Here is a 16,873-nt window from a genome sequence, read left to right as displayed (position 1 = left end):
ACACCCCACGGGCGGTATGGGGGTTGAGCACCGCTCGTGTGGAGCGGTGTTGGATGATTGCCGCGCGTATGGATTTCAGGGGGGGTTGACAGCTCAGCGCGAGCGCAGGGCGATCTCCGTGAGTTCCTCCTCCGTGAGCGGGAGGGGATTGGCTTTCATGCTGCTGGCCACCCGGGCCTTGGACACGAGCCGGGGCACGTCCGCCTCGGTGAGGCCGTAGTGGCCGAGTCCCGGTACGCTCAACGCCGCGCACAACTCCCGCACCCAGGCGATGCCCTCCTCGGCCCGGGCGCTTGCCTGGCCGGTGAGCAACTGGGCCAATTCCTGGAAGCGCGCGAGCGAGGGATGGGCGGGGGCCCGGGAGCGCAGCGCGCGCAGGTTCACCTCCAACGTGGCCGGCAGCAGCGCCGCGCACACCGCGCCATGGGGCGCCTCGAACATGCCGCCCACCGGGGCCGCGAAGCCGTGCACCGCGCCCAGGCCCGAGTTGGCCAGGCACAGGCCGCCCAGGAGACTCGCGAGCGCCAGGTCCTCCCGCGCCGCCGCGTCGGGCGTGTCCAGCACCGCGCGGCGCAGTGAGCGGGCCGAGCGGCGGATGCCCTCGCGCGCCAGGGCATCGGTGAGGGGGTTGGCGCGCACGGAGAGCAGGGGCTCGATGAGTTGCGAGAGCGCGTCCAGGCCACTGGCGGCGAGCACCCCGGGCGGTGCTCCCTCCAGGAGCGAGGGATCCACGAGCGCCAGCCGGGGCAGCAGGTGGGGCCCGCGCAGGCTCGCCTTCACCTGGGCCTCGGGCACGCCCAGCACGGCGTTGCGAGTCACCTCGGAGCCGGTGCCGGCGGTGGTGGGAATGGCCACGAAGGGCAGCGCGGGGGACGTCAGCGCCTGGCCGCGGCCCACCACCTCCAGGAAGTCGAGGGGCTCGCCTCCATGGGTGGCCAACGCGGCGATGGCCTTTCCCGCGTCCAGGGCACTGCCTCCGCCGAACGCCACCACCGCGTCGCACCGCTCGGCGAGCGCCAGGGCGGTTCCCTCGCGCACGCGATCCACCGTGGGCTCGCCCGCCACGGGAAGGAGCACGGTGCCCAGGCCGAGCCGTTCCAGTCCCTCGCGCAGGGGCGCCGCGCGGGTGGCGTCGCGGCCCGTGACGAGCAGGACGCGATGGCCGCCCAGGGCCTTCACCGCCTCGGGGGCCTCGGCGAGCCGTCCCGCGCCATAGAGGATGCGGGTGGCGGTGGCGAACTCGAATCCCGTCCCGCTCATCTCACCACGCCTCGTCCGCGGGGAAGCAGTTGGTGTACTTCCGGTAGCTTCGCGGCTCGGCCATCATCGGTGCCACCGTGTCCCGCCACTTCGAGTAGTGGGCCGTCTCCTTGTGGGCGGCGGGCGCCTCGGGCGCGCGGTAGGCCTCGACGAGCACGAAGCGCGTGGGATCCTCCGTGTCCTGCACGACGTCGAAGCGGGCGATCCCGGGCTCCTTCACGCTCTGGCTCGCGTTGGCCAGCGTGGCCTCGCGAAAGGCCTCGACGAACTCGGGCTTGACGTGGACGTGAACGTGGACGACCAGCAGGCTGTTGGGCATGGCGCCGAGGATAGCCCGGTGCTCCACGCCCCTTTCGCGCATTCGCCCTGGGCCGGGTTCTTCGGTCGGCAACAGGACGCCCGCTTTGTTATGCACGGGTCTCCATGGGCCGACTCGTCTTCATTCTTCTCATCAATCTGGGGGCCTATCTCGTCCTGCGTCGGCTGTGGCCGGAAGTCCGCACGGGGTGGCGGAGGTGGGCGCTGCTCTCGGGGGCACTCCTGGCCGCGCTGGGCTTCACGCTGTCGTGGTTGCTCGGACGCGGGGAGCATGGCGCGGTGGCTGGAGTGGGAGTGCCTTTCAAGCTCTTTGGCGCCTGGTGGTTCCTCTCCGCCTTCATCCTGTTGCTGCTGGGGGGGCTCTTGATGCCCCTGTTCCGCCCGCGCGAGCGCGCTGCCCAGGCGCGGGCGGGCGAGGCGCCCCCCGTGGCGGAGTCCCCGGGGGCCGTGGATCTGCGGCGGCGCGGACTGCTCACCGGAGTGGGGCGCGCGCTCCCGCTGGTGGCGGCGGGGACGTCCGCGGGAGGGCTGGTGGCGGGCTCCTCGGGCTTCGAGGTTCGTCACCTCGAGGTCCGGCTGCGCGGTCTTCCCCAAGCGCTCGATGGCTTCCGGATCGGGCAGATCACCGACGTGCACGTGGGCACGTTCATCGATTCCGCCTACGTGCGCGCGGCGGTAGCGGCGATGAACGAGGCCCGGGTGGATCTCCAGGTGATGACGGGGGATTTGATCGATGATCTCGCGCAGCTCGATGAGACGATGGCCGCGCTCGAGACGTGTCAGGCCTCGCATGGAATGCTCGCCATCCTGGGCAACCACGAGCATTGGCGCGGCTTGAAGCCCATCCGTCAGGCCTATGAGGACAGCGAGCGCCGGGGCGGCCCCGTGCGCCTCCTGGTGGACGAGTCCCGGGTCCTCGAGCACGCCGGGCAGCGGGTGCGCGTGGTGGGCGTGGACTACCCCATGAGCGGGCGCAACATGCGGGCACGGCCGGAGCGCATGAAGTACTCGGCGGAGGTGGCCTTCAAGGACGTGGCGCCGGACGAGGTGGTGGTCTGCCTTTCCCACCATCCGGACTTCTTCCCGTATGCGCTGGAGCGAGGCGCCCGGCTCACGCTGGCGGGGCACACGCACGGAGGTCAGGTGGCGTTCTTCGGCATGCCGCTGTTCCGCTTCGCCTTCGACTACATGCTGGGCCGCTACCGCAAGGGCAACGGGCAGCTCTACGTCTCGGGCGGGACGGGCCACTGGTTGCCGTTCCGCATCGGCGTGCCCGCCGAGGTCTCCATCTTCACGCTCCGCGCGGACGCATGATGTCCACTCACTCTGCTGACGGCGCTTCCACGGAGCGCGTCCGGGCGTCCACCGTACAGGCGAAGGCGAGGCGCTCGGCGAGGGACTGCTGGTACTCGGGCTCGGTGAGAGCTCCATCGGCGAGGAGTTTTCCCAGGAGCGTGTCCACGTTCCTGGCCCACACGTCGGAGAGCGCGCCCTGGGTGCAGTAGCCGTGGTAGCGCACGGGGTTGGGGATGATGGTGGCGAGGAAGGCCGCTTCCCGCACGCTCAGCGCGTACGCCGGCTTGTCGAAGTAGTGCGAGGCCGCCGCGCCGATGCCGTAGAGGTTCGGGCCCCACTCGATGATGTTGAAGTAGAGCTCCAGCAGCCGTTGTTTGGGGACGGCGGACTCCAGCGCCAGGGTGAGCAGGGCCTCCTTCACCTTGCGCGCGTAGGTCTTCTCCCGGGACAGGAAGAGGTTCTTGGCGAGCTGCTGGGTGAGGGTGGATCCTCCCCGGACCTTGCCGTCGCGAGGGTCCAGCAACAGGGTGCGCAGCGAGTCGAAGTCGAAGCCCTGGTGCGTCCAGAAGCCTCCGTCCTCGCTGCGCAGCACGGCGCGCACCAGGTAAGGGGGGAACTCCTCGAAGGGCACGAAGGTGGGGCTGTTCGGGCCGATGCGCAGCGCCTGTCCGCGGCCCTCGGCCGTCAGCGGCCGGTAGTCGAAGGGTCCGCGCAGCCACGCGAGTGGCCCCTTCTGGGCGTGGCCCTTCTTGCGAGGCAGCTCCAGCTTCGCCTTCAACTGCCAGTCGCGGCGCTCGAACAGGGGACCGGACAGCGCGAGTGACGCCTGGAGCTCGCCCTCCTGTTGTGCCAGGTCGATGTCCTCGGGCACCAGGGCCGGGGGCAGCGCCGCCACGGCCTGGGCGAAGGTGAGCGGGGACAGCTCCGCGCTCAGGGAGAACCGGGGTGGCTCGCTCCAGCTCGCCTCGCCCGTGACGTCCACCTGGACCTCGCGGCGCTCGCCCACGGTCACCCTCAGCGATTCGAGCGCCACGGTTCGGCGCGCCCATTGTCCCCGGAGTCGTCCCTCGGCGGAGAAGGTCAGGGGTCCCACGGGTTCGGGCGCGAGCCGGGGGTTGCTCAGGCTCAGTCCCTTCACCGCCAGGGAGAAGGAGGCGGCACCGGAGCCCTCCAGCGTGACCGCGCCCTCCATCACGCCTCCCTCCAGGTCCACGGGCGGCTCGCCGAGGGACAACAGGGGACCCGCCGGAATGTCACGGCCCTGGAGCGTTCCCGTCATGCCCGAGTCCGTGGACTTCATGGTCATTGTCGCGCTTCCGCCGCCGGGCAGTCGCGCCGTGGCCTCCATCCGGAGCGTCCCGTCCGGGTTCTCGAGCCGCACCCGGGCCGAGAGGGGACCCCACCGCACGCGGCCGTGCCGCTCGAAGGCCAGGTGCACGTCCTCCAGCACCAGCTCGGGCCACACCCGGGCAGTGGCCCTCGCCGGGGTGGGGGAGGGGGCCGAGCGGGGCGCGCGCATCCGCTCGAGGAGCGCCTGGAGTTCGCTTCCCGAGGGGCCCGCGTCCACCGTCACGTCGGAGAGGACCACCTGGCTTGCCTCGACCCGGCCCGACAGCAGCGCCCGGAGCCGGGGATGGACGGTGACCTGGGCGATGCTCACCACGGGAGGGCCCTCCGGTTGGCTCCCCGGCAGCTCCAGGGGTCCCAGGGTCACCGTTCCCGTCCATCCCACACGGAACGTGTTGCCCAGACGCACCGGCCCCACCCGTGCTTCCAGTGCGGGGAGGAACCGGCCGACCACCTGGGCTCGGGCTCCTTCTCCCTGGAGCCAGACGTGGGCGGCGGTCCCCGCGGCGGCGAGCGCCACGAGGAGTCCCACCAGGACGAGGAGCCCCTTCTTGAGGAGACGACGCGATGGCATGGGTTGTGTGCCTCCCTAGCATGTCCACCCCTCCGCGGGGTTTCGAGCCGCCGAGCGGCCAGGAGACGCGGCCGGTCCTCGCCTTGACAGGCCTGAACGGTGCATGCTGCTTTGCGTGAAGGCCGAACCCAAAGGGGGAATCATGCCCAGGCAGGGGTCCCGCTGCTTCCTCATGGTGAGGGCGCGGGCGTGGATGTGCGCACTGCCGCTCGAGGATGTCGAGGAGACGATGCGGCCGCTGCCGGTGGCTCCGGTCGCGTCGGCGCCGGCGTTCGTGCGGGGGGTGAGTCTCGTGCGCGGCCAGTCGGCGCCAGTGGTGAGCCTGGGGGCCCTGCTGGGTGGTGGCGCTTCCGAGTCCCAGGCCGAGGGGCGCTTCGTCTCGTTGCGCGTCTCCGGAGGGCGGGTGGCGCTGGAGGTGGACGCGGTGCATGGCCTGCGCTGGCTGGACGAGGAGACGTTGAATGACGTGCCTCCCCTGCTGCGCGCCTCGGCCCACGGACACCTGGACTACCTCGGGTCGCTCGATGGCCAGTTGATGGCGGTGTTGGATGCATCCCACCTGGTGCCCCAGGACGTCTGGGCGCGCCTGGAGACTCCCTCCGGGAAGGCGAGCGCGTGACCGTGTCGATGACCCCCCTGGCCCGTTTCTCCGCCCTGGTGGAGCAGCGGTTGGGGTTGCATTTCGAGAAGGAGCAGTGGCGGGAGCTGGAACTCCTGCTCACCGATCGCTCGGCGAAGACGGGGGTGGAGGGTTATCTGACCCTGTTGAACTCCCCCTCCGCGCAGTCGGAGTGGAAGGCGATCGCCGAGCGGCTCACCGTCAACGAGACGTACTTCCTGCGCCATCCCACCCAGCTGGAAGCGCTGGTGACGCAGGTGTTGCCGTCCTTCTCGCGCCAGACGCCCCACCTGCGCGTGCTGTGCGCGGGTTGCTCCACGGGCGAGGAGCCCTACTCCGTCGCCTTGTTGTCGCGCGAGCGGGGCCTGGTGGATCCGGCGCGCCTGCGCGTGCTCGGCATCGACGTCAACTCGCGGGTGCTCTCCCATGCGCGCCGGGCCTGCTATTCGCCCTGGTCGCTGCGCGCGGTGCCAGAAGGCTCGCGGGATCGCTGGTTCCAACGGACGCCCGAGGGCTTCGTTCTCCGGCCCCATCTGCGCGATCAGGTGACGTTCGAGGAGCGCAACCTCCTGCAGGAGGCCCCCGCCTTCTGGGCGCCGGGCTCCTTCCACGCCATCCTCTTTCGCAACGTCGTCATCTACTTCCCGCCCGAGGTCACGCGGAAGATCGTCGCGCGCATGGCCCGCTCACTCGTCCCCGGGGGCTATCTCTTCCTGGGACCGAGCGAGACGCTGCGGGGCATCTCCGATGAGTTCGAGCTGCTGCGCACGGGAGATGCCTTCTACTACCGTCTGAAGACGCCGGCGTCGGCCGCCGTTCCCGCGCCCATCGGCCTGCCCGCGACCCCGTCCCAGATGGACCTGCCCGCCGTGGCGCCGCCTCCGCCCCCACCGCCGGAAGGGCTGGATGGGGTCCTGCAATCGCTGGAGGCGGAGCGTTACGAGGAGGCCTGGGCCCGGCTGGATGCCATGCCCGGGGCCTCCCAGCCCCAGGGGCAGTTGCTGCGCGCGGTGCTTCATCTGAACGCGGGGCGCTTCGCGGAGGCCGAGCGCGCGGGCCGGCAATTGCTCTCGATGGGTGCGACGGAGGCGTCGGCGCACTTCCTGCTGGGCGTGTGCCTGGAGCAGTCCGGAGACGATGCCGGGGCTCGAGACCGTTACGCGGCGGCGGCGCGCGCGGATCCCACCTTCGCGCTGAGTCACCTGCGCTCGGGCACGCTGGCGCGCCGGGCCGGAGACGTGGCGGAAGCCCGGGTGGCGCTGCGCATGGCGGTGTCGCTGCTGCCCCATGAGAAACCCTTGATGTTGACGCTCTTCGGCGGTGGTTTTGGCCGGCACGGGCTGATGCAGGTGGGCCTGCGGGAGTTGCAGGCGTGTATGGAGGTCCCATGAGCACCCGGGTGCCCCTGCGGCTGGATGAGCTGCGGGACAGCTTCGACAGTTCCTTTTCCCGGCCGCCGCCCGTCCAGAAGGATCCGGGCGAGGCCCTCTTGCGCTTGCGCGTGGGGAGCTCGCCCTTGGTGGTGCGGCTCGCGGACCTCTCCGGTCTGCACCTCATGCCCCGGGTGGTGCGGCTGCCGGGGGCGCCGGCGTCGCTGCTGGGCCTGGCGGGCCTGCGGGGCCAGTTGTTCGCGGTGCATGACCTGGCGGCGTCGCTGGGCCTGCGCTCGGAGGAGAGCCCGGGCTGGCTCTTGTTGGCGGGGGGCGCGAAGCGCGTGGGCCTGGCGGCGGCCGGCTTCGAGGGCCAGCTGCGCGCCACGTCAGAGCAATTGAGTACGGATATGGCGTCCGCGCCCCATCCCCTGCTCGCCACCCGGGTGCGCCTGCCCGACGGGGCACTGGTCCCCGTGCTGGACGTGGAGACCCTGGTGAGAAACCTGCTGGAGGAGGCCTCGCGCTCCGCATGAGTCTGGACAGCGACCCGCTGCTGTATTTCCGCATCGAGGCCCGGGAGCTGCTGGAGCAGCTCACGCAGGGCCTGCTCTCGATGGACGATGGCGAGGGCGGTGCCCAGGGCGTGCCCGAGCTGTTCCGCTACGCGCACACCCTCAAGGGGGCGGCGCGCGTGGTGGGACAGTCGCACATGGCGGAGATGGCGCACGCGGTGGAAGACGCGCTCTCGCCCTACCGCGACAGCGGCGGCCACCTGCCTCCCGACAGCGTGCACGAGTTCCTGCGGCTCGTGGGGCAGATGGCCAATGCCCTGGATGCCCTGGAGGCGCCTCCGCCCACGCCCTCGTCCTCCGAGGAATCCCCGTCCATCCCACTGGCCGAGGCCCCCTCGTCCGAGGTGGTGCGCGTGGAGCTGGAGCGGCTGGACACGCTCCTGGAGGGACTGTCCGAGGCGGTGGTGCAGCTCGGGGGCCTGCGCGGGGTGGTGGAATCGCTCTCCCAGGCCCACCACGGCGCCAATGGCCTCGTCGAGCAGCTCACCTCGCCCATGGCCTCCAGTGGCTCGTCGGCGGAGCGCGCCCGGTGGCTCGGACGGGTGTTGTCCGTGGCCGAGGGCGTGCGCTCCTCACTGGTGAAGGCGGGACGGCAGCTCGGCGGAGGCCTCGGGCAGGTGGAGTCGGAGCTGGGACGTCTGCGGGACGGCGCCCACACCCTGCGGCTCGTTCCCACGCAGACGCTCTTCGGTCCGCTGGAGCTGGTGGCGCGTGACGTGGCCACCTCGTTGGGCCGCCAGGTGGAGGTGCGCGCCGAGGGCGGAGACATCCAGATCGACGGGCATGTGCTCTCGGCGGTGCGCCAGGCGCTGCTGCACGTGGTGCGCAACGCGATGGACCACGGACTGGAGAATCCCGACGAGCGGCGGGCGCTGGGCAAGTCTCCCACGGGTGTCTTTTCCGTGAAGGTGAAGCGGCGCGGTGGCCGCGTGTCCTTCCTGTGCGAGGACGATGGCCGGGGCGTGGACCTGGGCCGGGTGCGCCAGGTGGCCCTGGAGCGGGGCGTGGCCAGCCTCGAGGAAGTGGAGACGCTGGACGAGGAGGGCTGCCTGGAGCTGCTCTTCCGCCCGGGCTTCAGCACGGCCCGCACCATCACCGACGTGTCGGGCCGGGGCGTGGGCCTGGACGTGGTGCGCGATACGGTGCGCCGGCTCAAGGGGGACGTGTCCATCAGCTCCCGGCCGGGCCTGGGCACCTGCATCACGCTGGAGGTTCCGCTCACCCTGGCCTCGCTCGAGGTGCTCGGGGTGGAGGTCGGCGGGCAGCGGCTGCTGTTGCCCCTGGAGTCGCTGGGCGCCGCCATCCATCTGCCCGCCGAGGCGGTGACGTGGACGGGAGGGCGGGGGAGCATTTCGCACGCGGGCGAGGTGCTCGCCTTCCTGCCGCTCGCGGAGGTGCTGGACTCGGCGGAAAGTGCCCAGCGGCCCCGCGTCTGGTCCGTGCTGGTGCTCGACGCGGGCTCGTTGGGCCGCGCCGCGGTGGGCGTGGACAAGCTGCTGGGCATCAGCCGCCGGGTGAGCCGGCCGTTGCCGGCCTCCGTGCCGCCCCTTCCCCTGGTGACGGGCGCGAGCTTCGACGAGCAGGGCGTTCCCACGTTGTTGCTGGACGCCGCCGGGCTGGTGCGGCGGATCCAATCGGGCTCCTCGGCGGGTCTGGCCAAGGTGAAGCCCGTGCAGCGCCACCTCATCCTCGTGGTGGACGACTCCGTCACCACCCGCATGCTGGAGAAGAGCATCCTCGAGGCCGCGGGCTACCAGGTGGAACTGGCGGCCTCGGGCGAGGAGGGCCTGGAGAAGGTGCAGCGGGGCGGCCATTCGCTGCTCATCGTCGACGTGGAGATGCCGGGCATGACGGGCCTGGACGTCACGCGCCACATCCGCGCCAACCCCGCGCTCAACGCGCTGCCCATCCTCATGGTGTCCTCGCTCGCCACGGACGAGGACAAGCGGCGGGGCCGGGAGGCGGGCGTGTCCGCCTACATCGTCAAGGGCGAGTTCCACCAGCACGGCTTCCTGGAGACGGTGGCCCGCCTGGCCGCTTCCGGACGGAGGTCCGCGTGAAGCGGCTGCGGGTGCTCATCGTCGACGACTCGCTGACCGTGCGCCGGCGGCTCGCGGACGCCTTCGCGGCGGAGGGCTCGTGCGAGGTGGTGGGCGAGGCCTCCGATGGCCAGATGGCCTTCGAGCAATGCCAGCGTCTGCGCCCGGACGTGGTGACGATGGACCTGATGATGCCCAAGGTGGACGGGCTGCGCGCCACCGAGCTCATCATGGGCCACTGCCCCACGCCCATCGTCGTGCTCTCCGCGACGGAGAATCGCGTCGAGGGCCTGCGCACCCTGGATGCGCTGGCCGCGGGCGCGGTGGACGCCGTGGACAAACCCTCGGGCCTGTTGGATGCCCGGTGGCTGGAGATGCTGCTGTCGCGCGTCCGGGTGGCCTCGCGGGTGCGGGTCATCACCCACGTGCGGGCCCGGCTCAAGACGGAGAAGCCCCGCTCCTCGCCGTCCATGCCCGTGGTGCCCCCGCTCTCGCAGACGCCCCGGCTCCTGGTCGTGGGCGCCTCCACGGGGGGGCCGGCCGCCGTGCGCTACCTGCTTGGCGCGCTTCCCCCGGATTTCCCGTTGCCCATCCTCCTGGTGCTGCACACCACGGAAAATTTCGACACCGCCATGGCTGAATGGTTGGAGACACAGAGCGGCTTGTCGGTGCGCAAGGCGGTGGATGGGGAGGCGCTGCCCATGCCGGGCCGGTTATGTGTGCGCATGGCCCCGGGCAATCGGCACATGGTGGTTCGCTCGGGGCGGTTATGGTTGGAGGACGGGCCGGAGCGCCACTCGTGCCGGCCCTCGGTGGATGAACTCTTCGAGTCCGTGGCCCGGGAACTGGGGGCGGCGGCCATCGGGTGCCTGTTGACGGGAATGGGACGTGATGGAGCGGAAGGACTGAGCGCGCTGCGGCGCGCGGGGGCCCCCACGGTGGTGGAGGATGAGTCCACCTGCGTGGTATTCGGCATGCCCCGCGAGGCGATCCGGCTTGGCGCGGCGCAGCATGTGGTGGGGTTGACGGGGCTTCCGCTCCTGTTGACGGCGCTCGCGCGAGCGGGTGCCAGGGAAGGAACGGCATGAAGGCACGTGTGCTCATCGTGGACGACAGCGCGACGGTGCGGGCGGACATGCGCGGCGTGTTGAGCGCCGCCGGGTTCGGCACGACCTTGAGCGAGAGCCTCGCCGCGGCCCGCAAGGCGCTGAGCGAGCATGACTTCGACCTGCTCATCCTGGACATGCTGTTGCCGGACGGCGACGGCGTGGAGCTGTTGGAGGAGCTGCGGCGCAACCCTCGCACCGCGCACCTGCCGGTGCTGATGCTCTCCACCGAGGCCGCGGTGGTGCAGCGGCTCAAGGGCCTGGCCCATGGCGCCAACGACTACGTGGGCAAGCCCTATGACGCGGCCTACGTGGTGCGGCGCGCCCATGAGCTCACCCAGGTGCCCGAGGCGGATGGCACGCCGCGGCTGGTCTCGGCGGGGCGGCGCCGCCGGGTGATGGTGGTGGACGGCCGGCTCGACTTCCGCCACCGCGCCTCGGACGCGCTTCGCAAGGACGGCCACGACGTCATCATCGCCGAGTCCGGTACGGATGCCATGCGCCTCTTGGAGGCCCAGCCGGTGGATTGCATCCTGCTGGACCTGGAGATGCCCGGCCTGGACGGGCCGGAATGGGTGCGCGCGGTGCGCTCGCTGGATGGCACGGCGCAAGTGGCCGTGGTGGGCCTGACGGCGGGCTTCGACGCCAAGCTCATCTCCGAGGCGCTCGCCGTGAAGGTGGACGCCTTCTGCTCGAAGACGGAGGACATCGAGGTGCTGCGCGCCCAGGTCCGCACCGAGCTGCGGCGCCGGGCGGAGTCCGAGCAGTCCGCGTCGGGGCACGCCTCGGGACACCCGCACCCTCACCACCCGCCCGCGCACGCGCCCCTGCACACCTCGCACGCGCCGCTGCACTCCCACGCGTCCCACGCGCCGCTGCACTCCCATGCGCATTCGCATGCGCCGGCCGCTCCGGTGTCTCACGCGGCGCCGGTGGCACCCGCGGCTCCCTCGGCGGCGGTTCCAGGCTCGCTCTTCGACGCCGTGGTGGCGCGCTGTGGCCTCTCTCCCGTCATCGCCCCCTCCACCATGACGCGCGCGTGCCGCAAGGCCGGGGTGGAGCCGCAGATGCTCACCCCCGTGTCGCTGGCACGGGCGCTGCCCACCATCCGCGACATGCTCTCCATCTTCCTGGATGCCCAGGAGCTGGAGCGGCGCGTGCACTCCATCCAATTGCTGACGCACGGAGAGTCGTCTCCGGGCGGCGCGGAGCCTCGAAGGGCCCGGACTCCCTGAGCCGCTTCACGCGCCGCGCGGACGCTCCAGGGCGTCGCGCGTGGCGCGGATCCGCCACAGTCCCAGCACGTAGACGAGCGCGAGCGCCGCGAGGCAGGCGAGGCCCAGCCCGTTATAGCGGTGGATGAGGTCCAGTTCGCTCCAGCCGTGTTTGTCCACGAGCGTGGAGGAATCGCTCAGGCCCACGCCCTCGATGTCCCCGAAGGGAATCCGCTCGAAGTCCGTTCGGGCCGCCCACCACTCGCGGAAGGTCGACACGAAGGACGCGGCGCCGATGACCATCAGGCCCCAATACGCATACCCCCGGCGCGGGAAGGACTCCCGGGGGGTGTAGAGGCTCGTCATGAGGAGGGCTCCGAGCACCAGGCTGCCGGCGTCGCCGCCAAAGCTGATGAGGGGCCAGACCTTCGCGCTCGTCACCAGTACGGTGCCGATGAATTGCAGTGTGAGCCCCACGAGGCCCACGTTGCGCACCCGCGGACTGCGGGTGAGCACGCCCCGGAAGACGAGCCCCGTGAGGCCAAAGGTCATCATTCCGAGGAAGAAGGGGGAGCGTTCACCCGAGATGTGGGTCACCCAGAGGCTCGGCATCGCGGCGATGCCGCAGAACCAGGCCGTCATCGCGTGGCCCAGCTCATGGAGGAACATCCCCAGGATGTCGAACATGAACCGGAGCAGCCGGACCGAGTCGAGCCACCAGATGACGGCGAAGACGCCGGGGAGGGCGAACAGCCGCAACCGCCATTCACCCCGTGACTCCTCGATGTCCCTCTGCCGGGCGAGCGCGTCCTCGGGGCGGCGGAAGACGCTGGGGTCGAACTCGAGCGGCACGGCCTCGGCGGCGAGCGCTTCGGGCGCGGGCCGCGCGGCACGGGGCTGGGCCTTCGCGTAGAGCACCCCGCAGCGGGGGCACTCCGGCGCGAGGATGCGGGGCTCGCCACAGCGGGGACAGGCCTTGAGCGGAGGGCTCTCCATGCGGGGAGTCTACGCCGTCCTTCAACCCATGGAACCCATCAGGAGCTGCCTCCCGTGAGGAGGCAGCCCTTGTGTCGTGGAATGGGTTACTTGAAGCGGATGTTGTCGATCAAGAGATTGGAATCGTAGACTCCATCGCCCTCATCCCGGACACGGATGCTGTATTTCCCGGGACCACTGGTCACGGGAATCTGGACGCTGACGGACTTCCACCCCGTGGCGCCCACGGTGAGATCCCCTCCCGGGAAATCGAGCTCGGGGATCAATGAGAACCATGCCGAATTGACTTCTTCATAGGCCAACAGTGTCTCTTTCCCAGTGGGCCCGACGAGGACGATGCGGATGTTGTCGTTGTATTGGGTGTTGATCCACTCGGGGTACTCCTCGGTGACGAAGTTGTAGTCGAACTTCATCGGAATCTTCGTGACCCCGGGCTGCACGGTGAAGCCCTGTTCCAGAGTCGTCTCGATCTGGGCGTCATCCGGGCCCGAACTCACGAAGGCCAGCTGTGCATTGTCCGTGGGAAGAATCGTGCCCATCGAGCCGAGCGCGCCTGCGGTTCCGCGGACCGTCCATCCGTTGATTCCATCTTCGAAGCTTCCATTGAAGACCGCCTCGAAGAGGTCGATCCGTCCGCGTCCCATGCCGGGGAGCGGCAGTCCCGTCGCCGTGTTCATCAAGCGTTGGCGGATCTGCTCCTCTGTCCAGGAGGGTTTGTGTGACCAGACGACCGACGCGCTTCCACTCACCCACGCGGCGGCGAAGGACGTCCCGGTCTGGGTCTCATAGCCGCCTCCCTTGCGGGCCACGGTGATGTTGACGCCTGGCGCGACGAGGCTGACGTGATTTCCGTAATTGCTCATGCTCCAACGCGTGTCGTTGGCTGTCGTGGCCGCGACGCAAAGGACGTTGGGGTATGCGCAGGGGTAGCTTTTGCGTGTGTCCCCCTCGTTCCCCGAGGACGCAACCACGAGGCTGCCTTTCTGGATGGCATACGCGACCGCTTCCTGGAGGATGGAGGTGTCCACCGGCCGCCCGCGATCCTTGAATCCCCAACTGCAGTTGATGACCTTCGCGCCCTTGTCCGCAGCGTATTTGATGGCGGCGGCGCCGGTTCCCGTGCTGATTGCGCCCTCCCCAGACATGGCCTTGACTGGCAACAGCTTACTTCCCCACGCCACGCCCGCCATTCCCTCCGCGTTGTTGCCCTTGGCGGCGATAATGCTGGCGACGTTGGTGCCATGCCCGAAGTCATCCGATGCATCCTCGTCATTGTCGAAGATGTCGATTCCAGGGAGCACTTGTCCAAGGAGATCGGCGTGGGTAGTGTCGATGCCTGAATCGATGACGGCCACGACGGAGCCTCCCCGCGCGATGACCCATGCCTCTTCCGCGCGGATCTTCTGTGTCGCGTACTGCGCGGCGGACAAGGGATCATTGGGGATGAATTCATCCGCCTGCCCCACGAAGTTGGGGGTGGCCTGTCGGATCCGGGCATCTTGCTTCAGGACGCGGACCGCCTCCGTCACGGTGTTGGCCGAGCAGGCTCCCGGCAGGTGGACCTGATAGTATTTCAGCCCGGGCTGACCCCCGATGATCGCTGCCCCGGGACCCAGGAGCCGCTCGATGAGGGCGCTGGTCTCTCCGCAGGCCGTCCCGTCGACGAACGAGACGAGGACTTCATCGCACAGCAGGCGCGTTCCATTCGCCGGGTCGGTGACGATCCGCGCGGAAGAATAAGGCTGAAAACGAATGGGATGACAACTCACGCTCAAGTCGAGTGGCGTGGAACTCGTCTCTCCCGAGCCGCTGGGATGGGTCGCCGTTGCCTTGTAGCGCAAGAGTCCTTCCGCTCCGGAGTTCACGCGAATCTTCGTGGAGTAGACGCCATCTCCCGCCATCAAGTCTCCGTTCAGCCCATCGTCACGCATGAAGGCCACGACGGGCTCGCTGGCCCCCTCGAGCCGTCGCAGCAACAAGTGCGCGGGTGGCGTGGAGAAACTCGCGATGGCCGAAGTGAAGGTGACCTCCGTGGAGGCATTGGCCGGAAGTCCATCGGGCCATGCCCCCAATGGGAGAACGACAGGCGTTCCTCCTGAAGGATGAACGCGGACCGTGAAGGTGTTGGAGGCCTGAATGCTCGTTCCAGCCACGCTCGCCCTGTTCGTGACCTGGTAGATGCCCGGGATGATGCCCTTCACGGACTGGTTGACGACGAGGGCGATGGCTCCGTTCGCGGAGTATCCGTTCTTGGGGAAATCGCTGATGATCTGGAGTCCATCTTGTGCTGGCGAGACGATCGTCTCGTTGAGGAGTCGCAGGGACTGCCCACCTTCTTGACGGAGGGAGAGCACCGAGGTGGTATTCTGTTGTTGGTTCTGGATGATCTCCAGGGACGCGCTTCCGGATTCCAAGGTGAGGTAGGGCCCCTGCTTGGAAGGAGGGGGGGTATAGAGTTCGGCGGAGGCTTGGTCGCCGGTGCTGTGTCCCCCAGCGACGAGGACCTGGCCTCCAGTCAGGAGGGTGGCCGTGTGCTGGTAGCGGCCCGTTCCCATCGTCCCAGCGAGAATCCAGGAATGGCTCTTGGAATCGTACACCTCGGAAGCCGTCACGATGCCAGTCAGCTCGTGGTAGCCGCCCGCCACCAGGGCCCTGCCGTCGGCTAGGATCGTCGTCGAGTGGTAGCGGCGCGGCAGGTGCAGGGTGCCCGTGGTGGTCCAATTGAGACCAGACGGATCGAACACTTCCGTGGATGCGCTGCTGTTCCAATCGCCTCCGCCTCCGCCAACCACGAGCACGAGCCCGCTCGGCAGTAGGGTGGCGGAATGGAAGGCGCGGACCTCCGCCATGGCTTCGACTGTCCTCCATGCATGGGTGGTGGGGTCGAAGAGCTCCGCGGCGCGTTGAGGCATGCCATCGAGACCAGTTCCTCCCGCGACGAGCACTTGGCCGTTCTTCAAGAGCGTGGCGGTATGGTGGCTGCGGGCGGAGAGCATGGGGGCCGCGGCCGTCCAGGCACCCGTGCTGGGATCGTAGAGCTCTGCCGAGGCCATGGCCACGCCGTATGTGGCATCGCTGCCACCCGTGATGAGCACACGGCCATCATCCAGAAGGGTTGCGGTGTGGTCGAGTCGGGGGGTCAGCGAGGCGTCCGTGACTGACCAAGCGTTGATGTTGGGATCATAGATTTCAGCGGGGGCGCCATTTCTCCAATTCGACTCACCCCCCACCAACAAGACCTTCCCAGAAGGGAGCAGGGTCGCCGTAGCCCCCCGATGCGTGTCGTGCGTATCGGCGATGCGTGTCCAAGTTCCGGTTCCAGGTCCGTAGAGTTCTGCGGTGCGGTTATACCCTCCGACGGTGAGCACCTTGCCGTCCTTGAGGCGGACGGAGGCGTGCGTGAGCCGAGCCAGGGCCAGTCTGCCCGTAGGCTGCCACTCGCTACCGGCGGAGGCCTGGCTCCTGTGCCCCAGGGAGTCGGGTTGATGGGATGCGGGTGTTGCTTCTGGACTGCAACCGACCGTGAGGCCAACCACGGTCATGGCAAGGAATAACCGCCTTCGTGCAGTGGGATGGTTCATCTTCTTCCTGGGGATGACGGGGAGTGAATCATCTTTAAGCCAAAGTCAGGCTTTCCGCAATTACAGGCTCTCCTGGGTAGAGCGGAACTCGCGCGCCTCTCCTGTCTTCCCCGATGGGACCCGTCTTGCGGATAGGTCCTTCGACTTCACCAGGAGAACGTCAGGACTTGCGGAGCGGACCGGTGGACTTGTCAGCCTGTACGTGCACCAACGCGGCAGGAAGGCGCTCGTTCCGCAGCCTGACCACTCGGGGGATGGCGCCTTGCCCGTTCGAGGGCTGTTCCACGTGTTCGCGCTGTGAAGAGAGAGGATGGGCGCGCCGCCACGAGGGCTGTTGTGGATACCGGGGCTGCCGCTCTTTCGTTCCACAAGGAGTCGTACTTCGGGTGTGTCTGTCCCAGTCGCGGAATGGGTTGCGCTCAGATTGAAAACATCCACCGAAAGGCCTCCTTTCCTTGAGGGTCTTTCTATCCTATCTATCCCTATCTATCCCTATCTATGGGGAAATCAGTAATAAGCAGACTTCGTTGGAATTGGATATTGAGGTTTGATAGGTTGCGTATTCACCCGAAGTGTGA

The 16,873-nt window shown here is 69.0% G+C and carries 12 protein-coding genes; 7 read left to right on the top strand and 5 right to left on the bottom strand.

From position 1 onward, the window contains the following. Positions 1-93 precede the first annotated feature (93 nt). Together MEBOL_RS05015 and MEBOL_RS05010 are read right to left on the bottom strand one after the other, a co-directional pair. A complete protein-coding gene (locus MEBOL_RS05015) occupies positions 94-1,260 on the bottom strand; it encodes an iron-containing alcohol dehydrogenase (RefSeq protein ID WP_095976342.1) in 1,167 nt (388 codons plus the stop codon). Between the two features lies 1 nt (position 1,261). Beyond that, complete coding sequence (locus MEBOL_RS05010) at positions 1,262-1,579, bottom strand: antibiotic biosynthesis monooxygenase (protein ID WP_095976341.1); 318 nt, start codon at positions 1,577-1,579, stop codon at positions 1,262-1,264. Positions 1,580-1,683: 104 nt separating this feature from the next. Here MEBOL_RS05010 and MEBOL_RS05005 point away from each other — a divergent pair, with 104 nt between their 5' ends. Continuing rightward, positions 1,684-2,892, top strand: coding sequence for a metallophosphoesterase (locus MEBOL_RS05005; protein WP_095976340.1), 1,209 nt, complete (start codon positions 1,684-1,686; stop codon positions 2,890-2,892). A gap of 7 nt (positions 2,893-2,899) precedes the next feature. Here the strand turns inward: MEBOL_RS05005 and MEBOL_RS05000 are convergent, their stop codons facing one another. Beyond that, positions 2,900-4,795, bottom strand: a complete 1,896-nt coding sequence (locus tag MEBOL_RS05000; RefSeq protein ID WP_095976339.1) for a transglycosylase domain-containing protein — start codon at positions 4,793-4,795, stop codon at positions 2,900-2,902. 142 nt (positions 4,796-4,937) lie between these two features. Between MEBOL_RS05000 and MEBOL_RS04995 the strand changes: the two genes are divergently transcribed. Genes MEBOL_RS04995 through MEBOL_RS04970 form a run of 6 tightly spaced genes read left to right on the top strand, consistent with a single transcriptional unit; the run spans position 4,938 to position 11,739 of the window. Further along, positions 4,938-5,414: a chemotaxis protein CheW gene (locus tag MEBOL_RS04995; RefSeq protein WP_170115450.1), complete on the top strand. Its 477-nt coding sequence runs from the start codon at positions 4,938-4,940 to the stop codon at positions 5,412-5,414. Continuing rightward, positions 5,411-6,805 carry a CheR family methyltransferase gene (locus MEBOL_RS04990; RefSeq protein WP_245919466.1) on the top strand — a complete coding sequence of 465 codons (1,395 nt, stop codon included), beginning with the start codon at positions 5,411-5,413 and terminating at the stop codon, positions 6,803-6,805. Before MEBOL_RS04995 ends, MEBOL_RS04990 begins: the two co-directional genes overlap by 4 nt. Next, on the top strand, positions 6,802-7,320 hold the full coding sequence (locus MEBOL_RS04985; RefSeq protein WP_095976337.1) for a chemotaxis protein CheW: 519 nt from the start codon (positions 6,802-6,804) through the stop codon (positions 7,318-7,320). The genes MEBOL_RS04990 and MEBOL_RS04985 overlap by 4 nt, the downstream gene beginning before the upstream one ends. After that, positions 7,317-9,419 (top strand): hybrid sensor histidine kinase/response regulator, encoded by a 2,103-nt coding sequence (locus tag MEBOL_RS04980; protein WP_179956381.1) that lies wholly within the window; start codon positions 7,317-7,319, stop codon positions 9,417-9,419. The genes MEBOL_RS04985 and MEBOL_RS04980 overlap by 4 nt, the downstream gene beginning before the upstream one ends. Beyond that, a complete protein-coding gene (gene cheB / locus MEBOL_RS04975) occupies positions 9,416-10,486 on the top strand; it encodes a chemotaxis-specific protein-glutamate methyltransferase CheB (RefSeq protein WP_095976336.1) in 1,071 nt (356 codons plus the stop codon). Before MEBOL_RS04980 ends, cheB begins: the two co-directional genes overlap by 4 nt. After that, positions 10,483-11,739: a response regulator gene (locus MEBOL_RS04970; RefSeq protein ID WP_095976335.1), complete on the top strand. Its 1,257-nt coding sequence runs from the start codon at positions 10,483-10,485 to the stop codon at positions 11,737-11,739. Before cheB ends, MEBOL_RS04970 begins: the two co-directional genes overlap by 4 nt. 6 nt (positions 11,740-11,745) lie before the next feature. On the opposite strand, the gene MEBOL_RS04965 is transcribed toward MEBOL_RS04970, so the two are convergent. Continuing rightward, on the bottom strand, positions 11,746-12,714 hold the full coding sequence (locus tag MEBOL_RS04965; protein ID WP_095976334.1) for a hypothetical protein: 969 nt from the start codon (positions 12,712-12,714) through the stop codon (positions 11,746-11,748). An 86-nt stretch (positions 12,715-12,800) separates the two neighbouring features. Continuing rightward, positions 12,801-16,295 (bottom strand): S8 family serine peptidase, encoded by a 3,495-nt coding sequence (locus MEBOL_RS04960; RefSeq protein WP_095976333.1) that lies wholly within the window; start codon positions 16,293-16,295, stop codon positions 12,801-12,803. Positions 16,296-16,873: the final 578 nt, after the last annotated feature.

This window comes from Melittangium boletus DSM 14713, assembly GCF_002305855.1.
GTDB lineage: Bacteria > Myxococcota > Myxococcia > Myxococcales > Myxococcaceae > Cystobacter > Cystobacter boletus.
Note: the sequence above shows the minus strand (reverse complement) of the source record. Positions and strands in the feature narration are given on the sequence as shown.

Excerpts from the sequence above, each read along its gene's own strand:
- MEBOL_RS05015 (WP_095976342.1), bottom strand. The coding sequence starts at position 1,260 with ATGAGCGGGACGGGATTCGAGTTCGCCACCGCCACCCGCATCCTCTAT.
- MEBOL_RS05010 (WP_095976341.1), bottom strand. The coding sequence starts at position 1,579 with ATGCCCAACAGCCTGCTGGTCGTCCACGTTCACGTCCACGTCAAGCCC.
- MEBOL_RS05005 (WP_095976340.1), top strand. The coding sequence starts at position 1,684 with ATGGGCCGACTCGTCTTCATTCTTCTCATCAATCTGGGGGCCTATCTC.
- MEBOL_RS05000 (WP_095976339.1), bottom strand. The coding sequence starts at position 4,795 with ATGCCATCGCGTCGTCTCCTCAAGAAGGGGCTCCTCGTCCTGGTGGGA.
- MEBOL_RS04995 (WP_170115450.1), top strand. The coding sequence starts at position 4,938 with ATGCCCAGGCAGGGGTCCCGCTGCTTCCTCATGGTGAGGGCGCGGGCG.
- MEBOL_RS04985 (WP_095976337.1), top strand. The coding sequence starts at position 6,802 with ATGAGCACCCGGGTGCCCCTGCGGCTGGATGAGCTGCGGGACAGCTTC.
- MEBOL_RS04980 (WP_179956381.1), top strand. The coding sequence starts at position 7,317 with ATGAGTCTGGACAGCGACCCGCTGCTGTATTTCCGCATCGAGGCCCGG.
- MEBOL_RS04970 (WP_095976335.1), top strand. The coding sequence starts at position 10,483 with ATGAAGGCACGTGTGCTCATCGTGGACGACAGCGCGACGGTGCGGGCG.
- MEBOL_RS04965 (WP_095976334.1), bottom strand. The coding sequence starts at position 12,714 with ATGGAGAGCCCTCCGCTCAAGGCCTGTCCCCGCTGTGGCGAGCCCCGC.
- MEBOL_RS04960 (WP_095976333.1), bottom strand. The coding sequence starts at position 16,295 with ATGAACCATCCCACTGCACGAAGGCGGTTATTCCTTGCCATGACCGTG.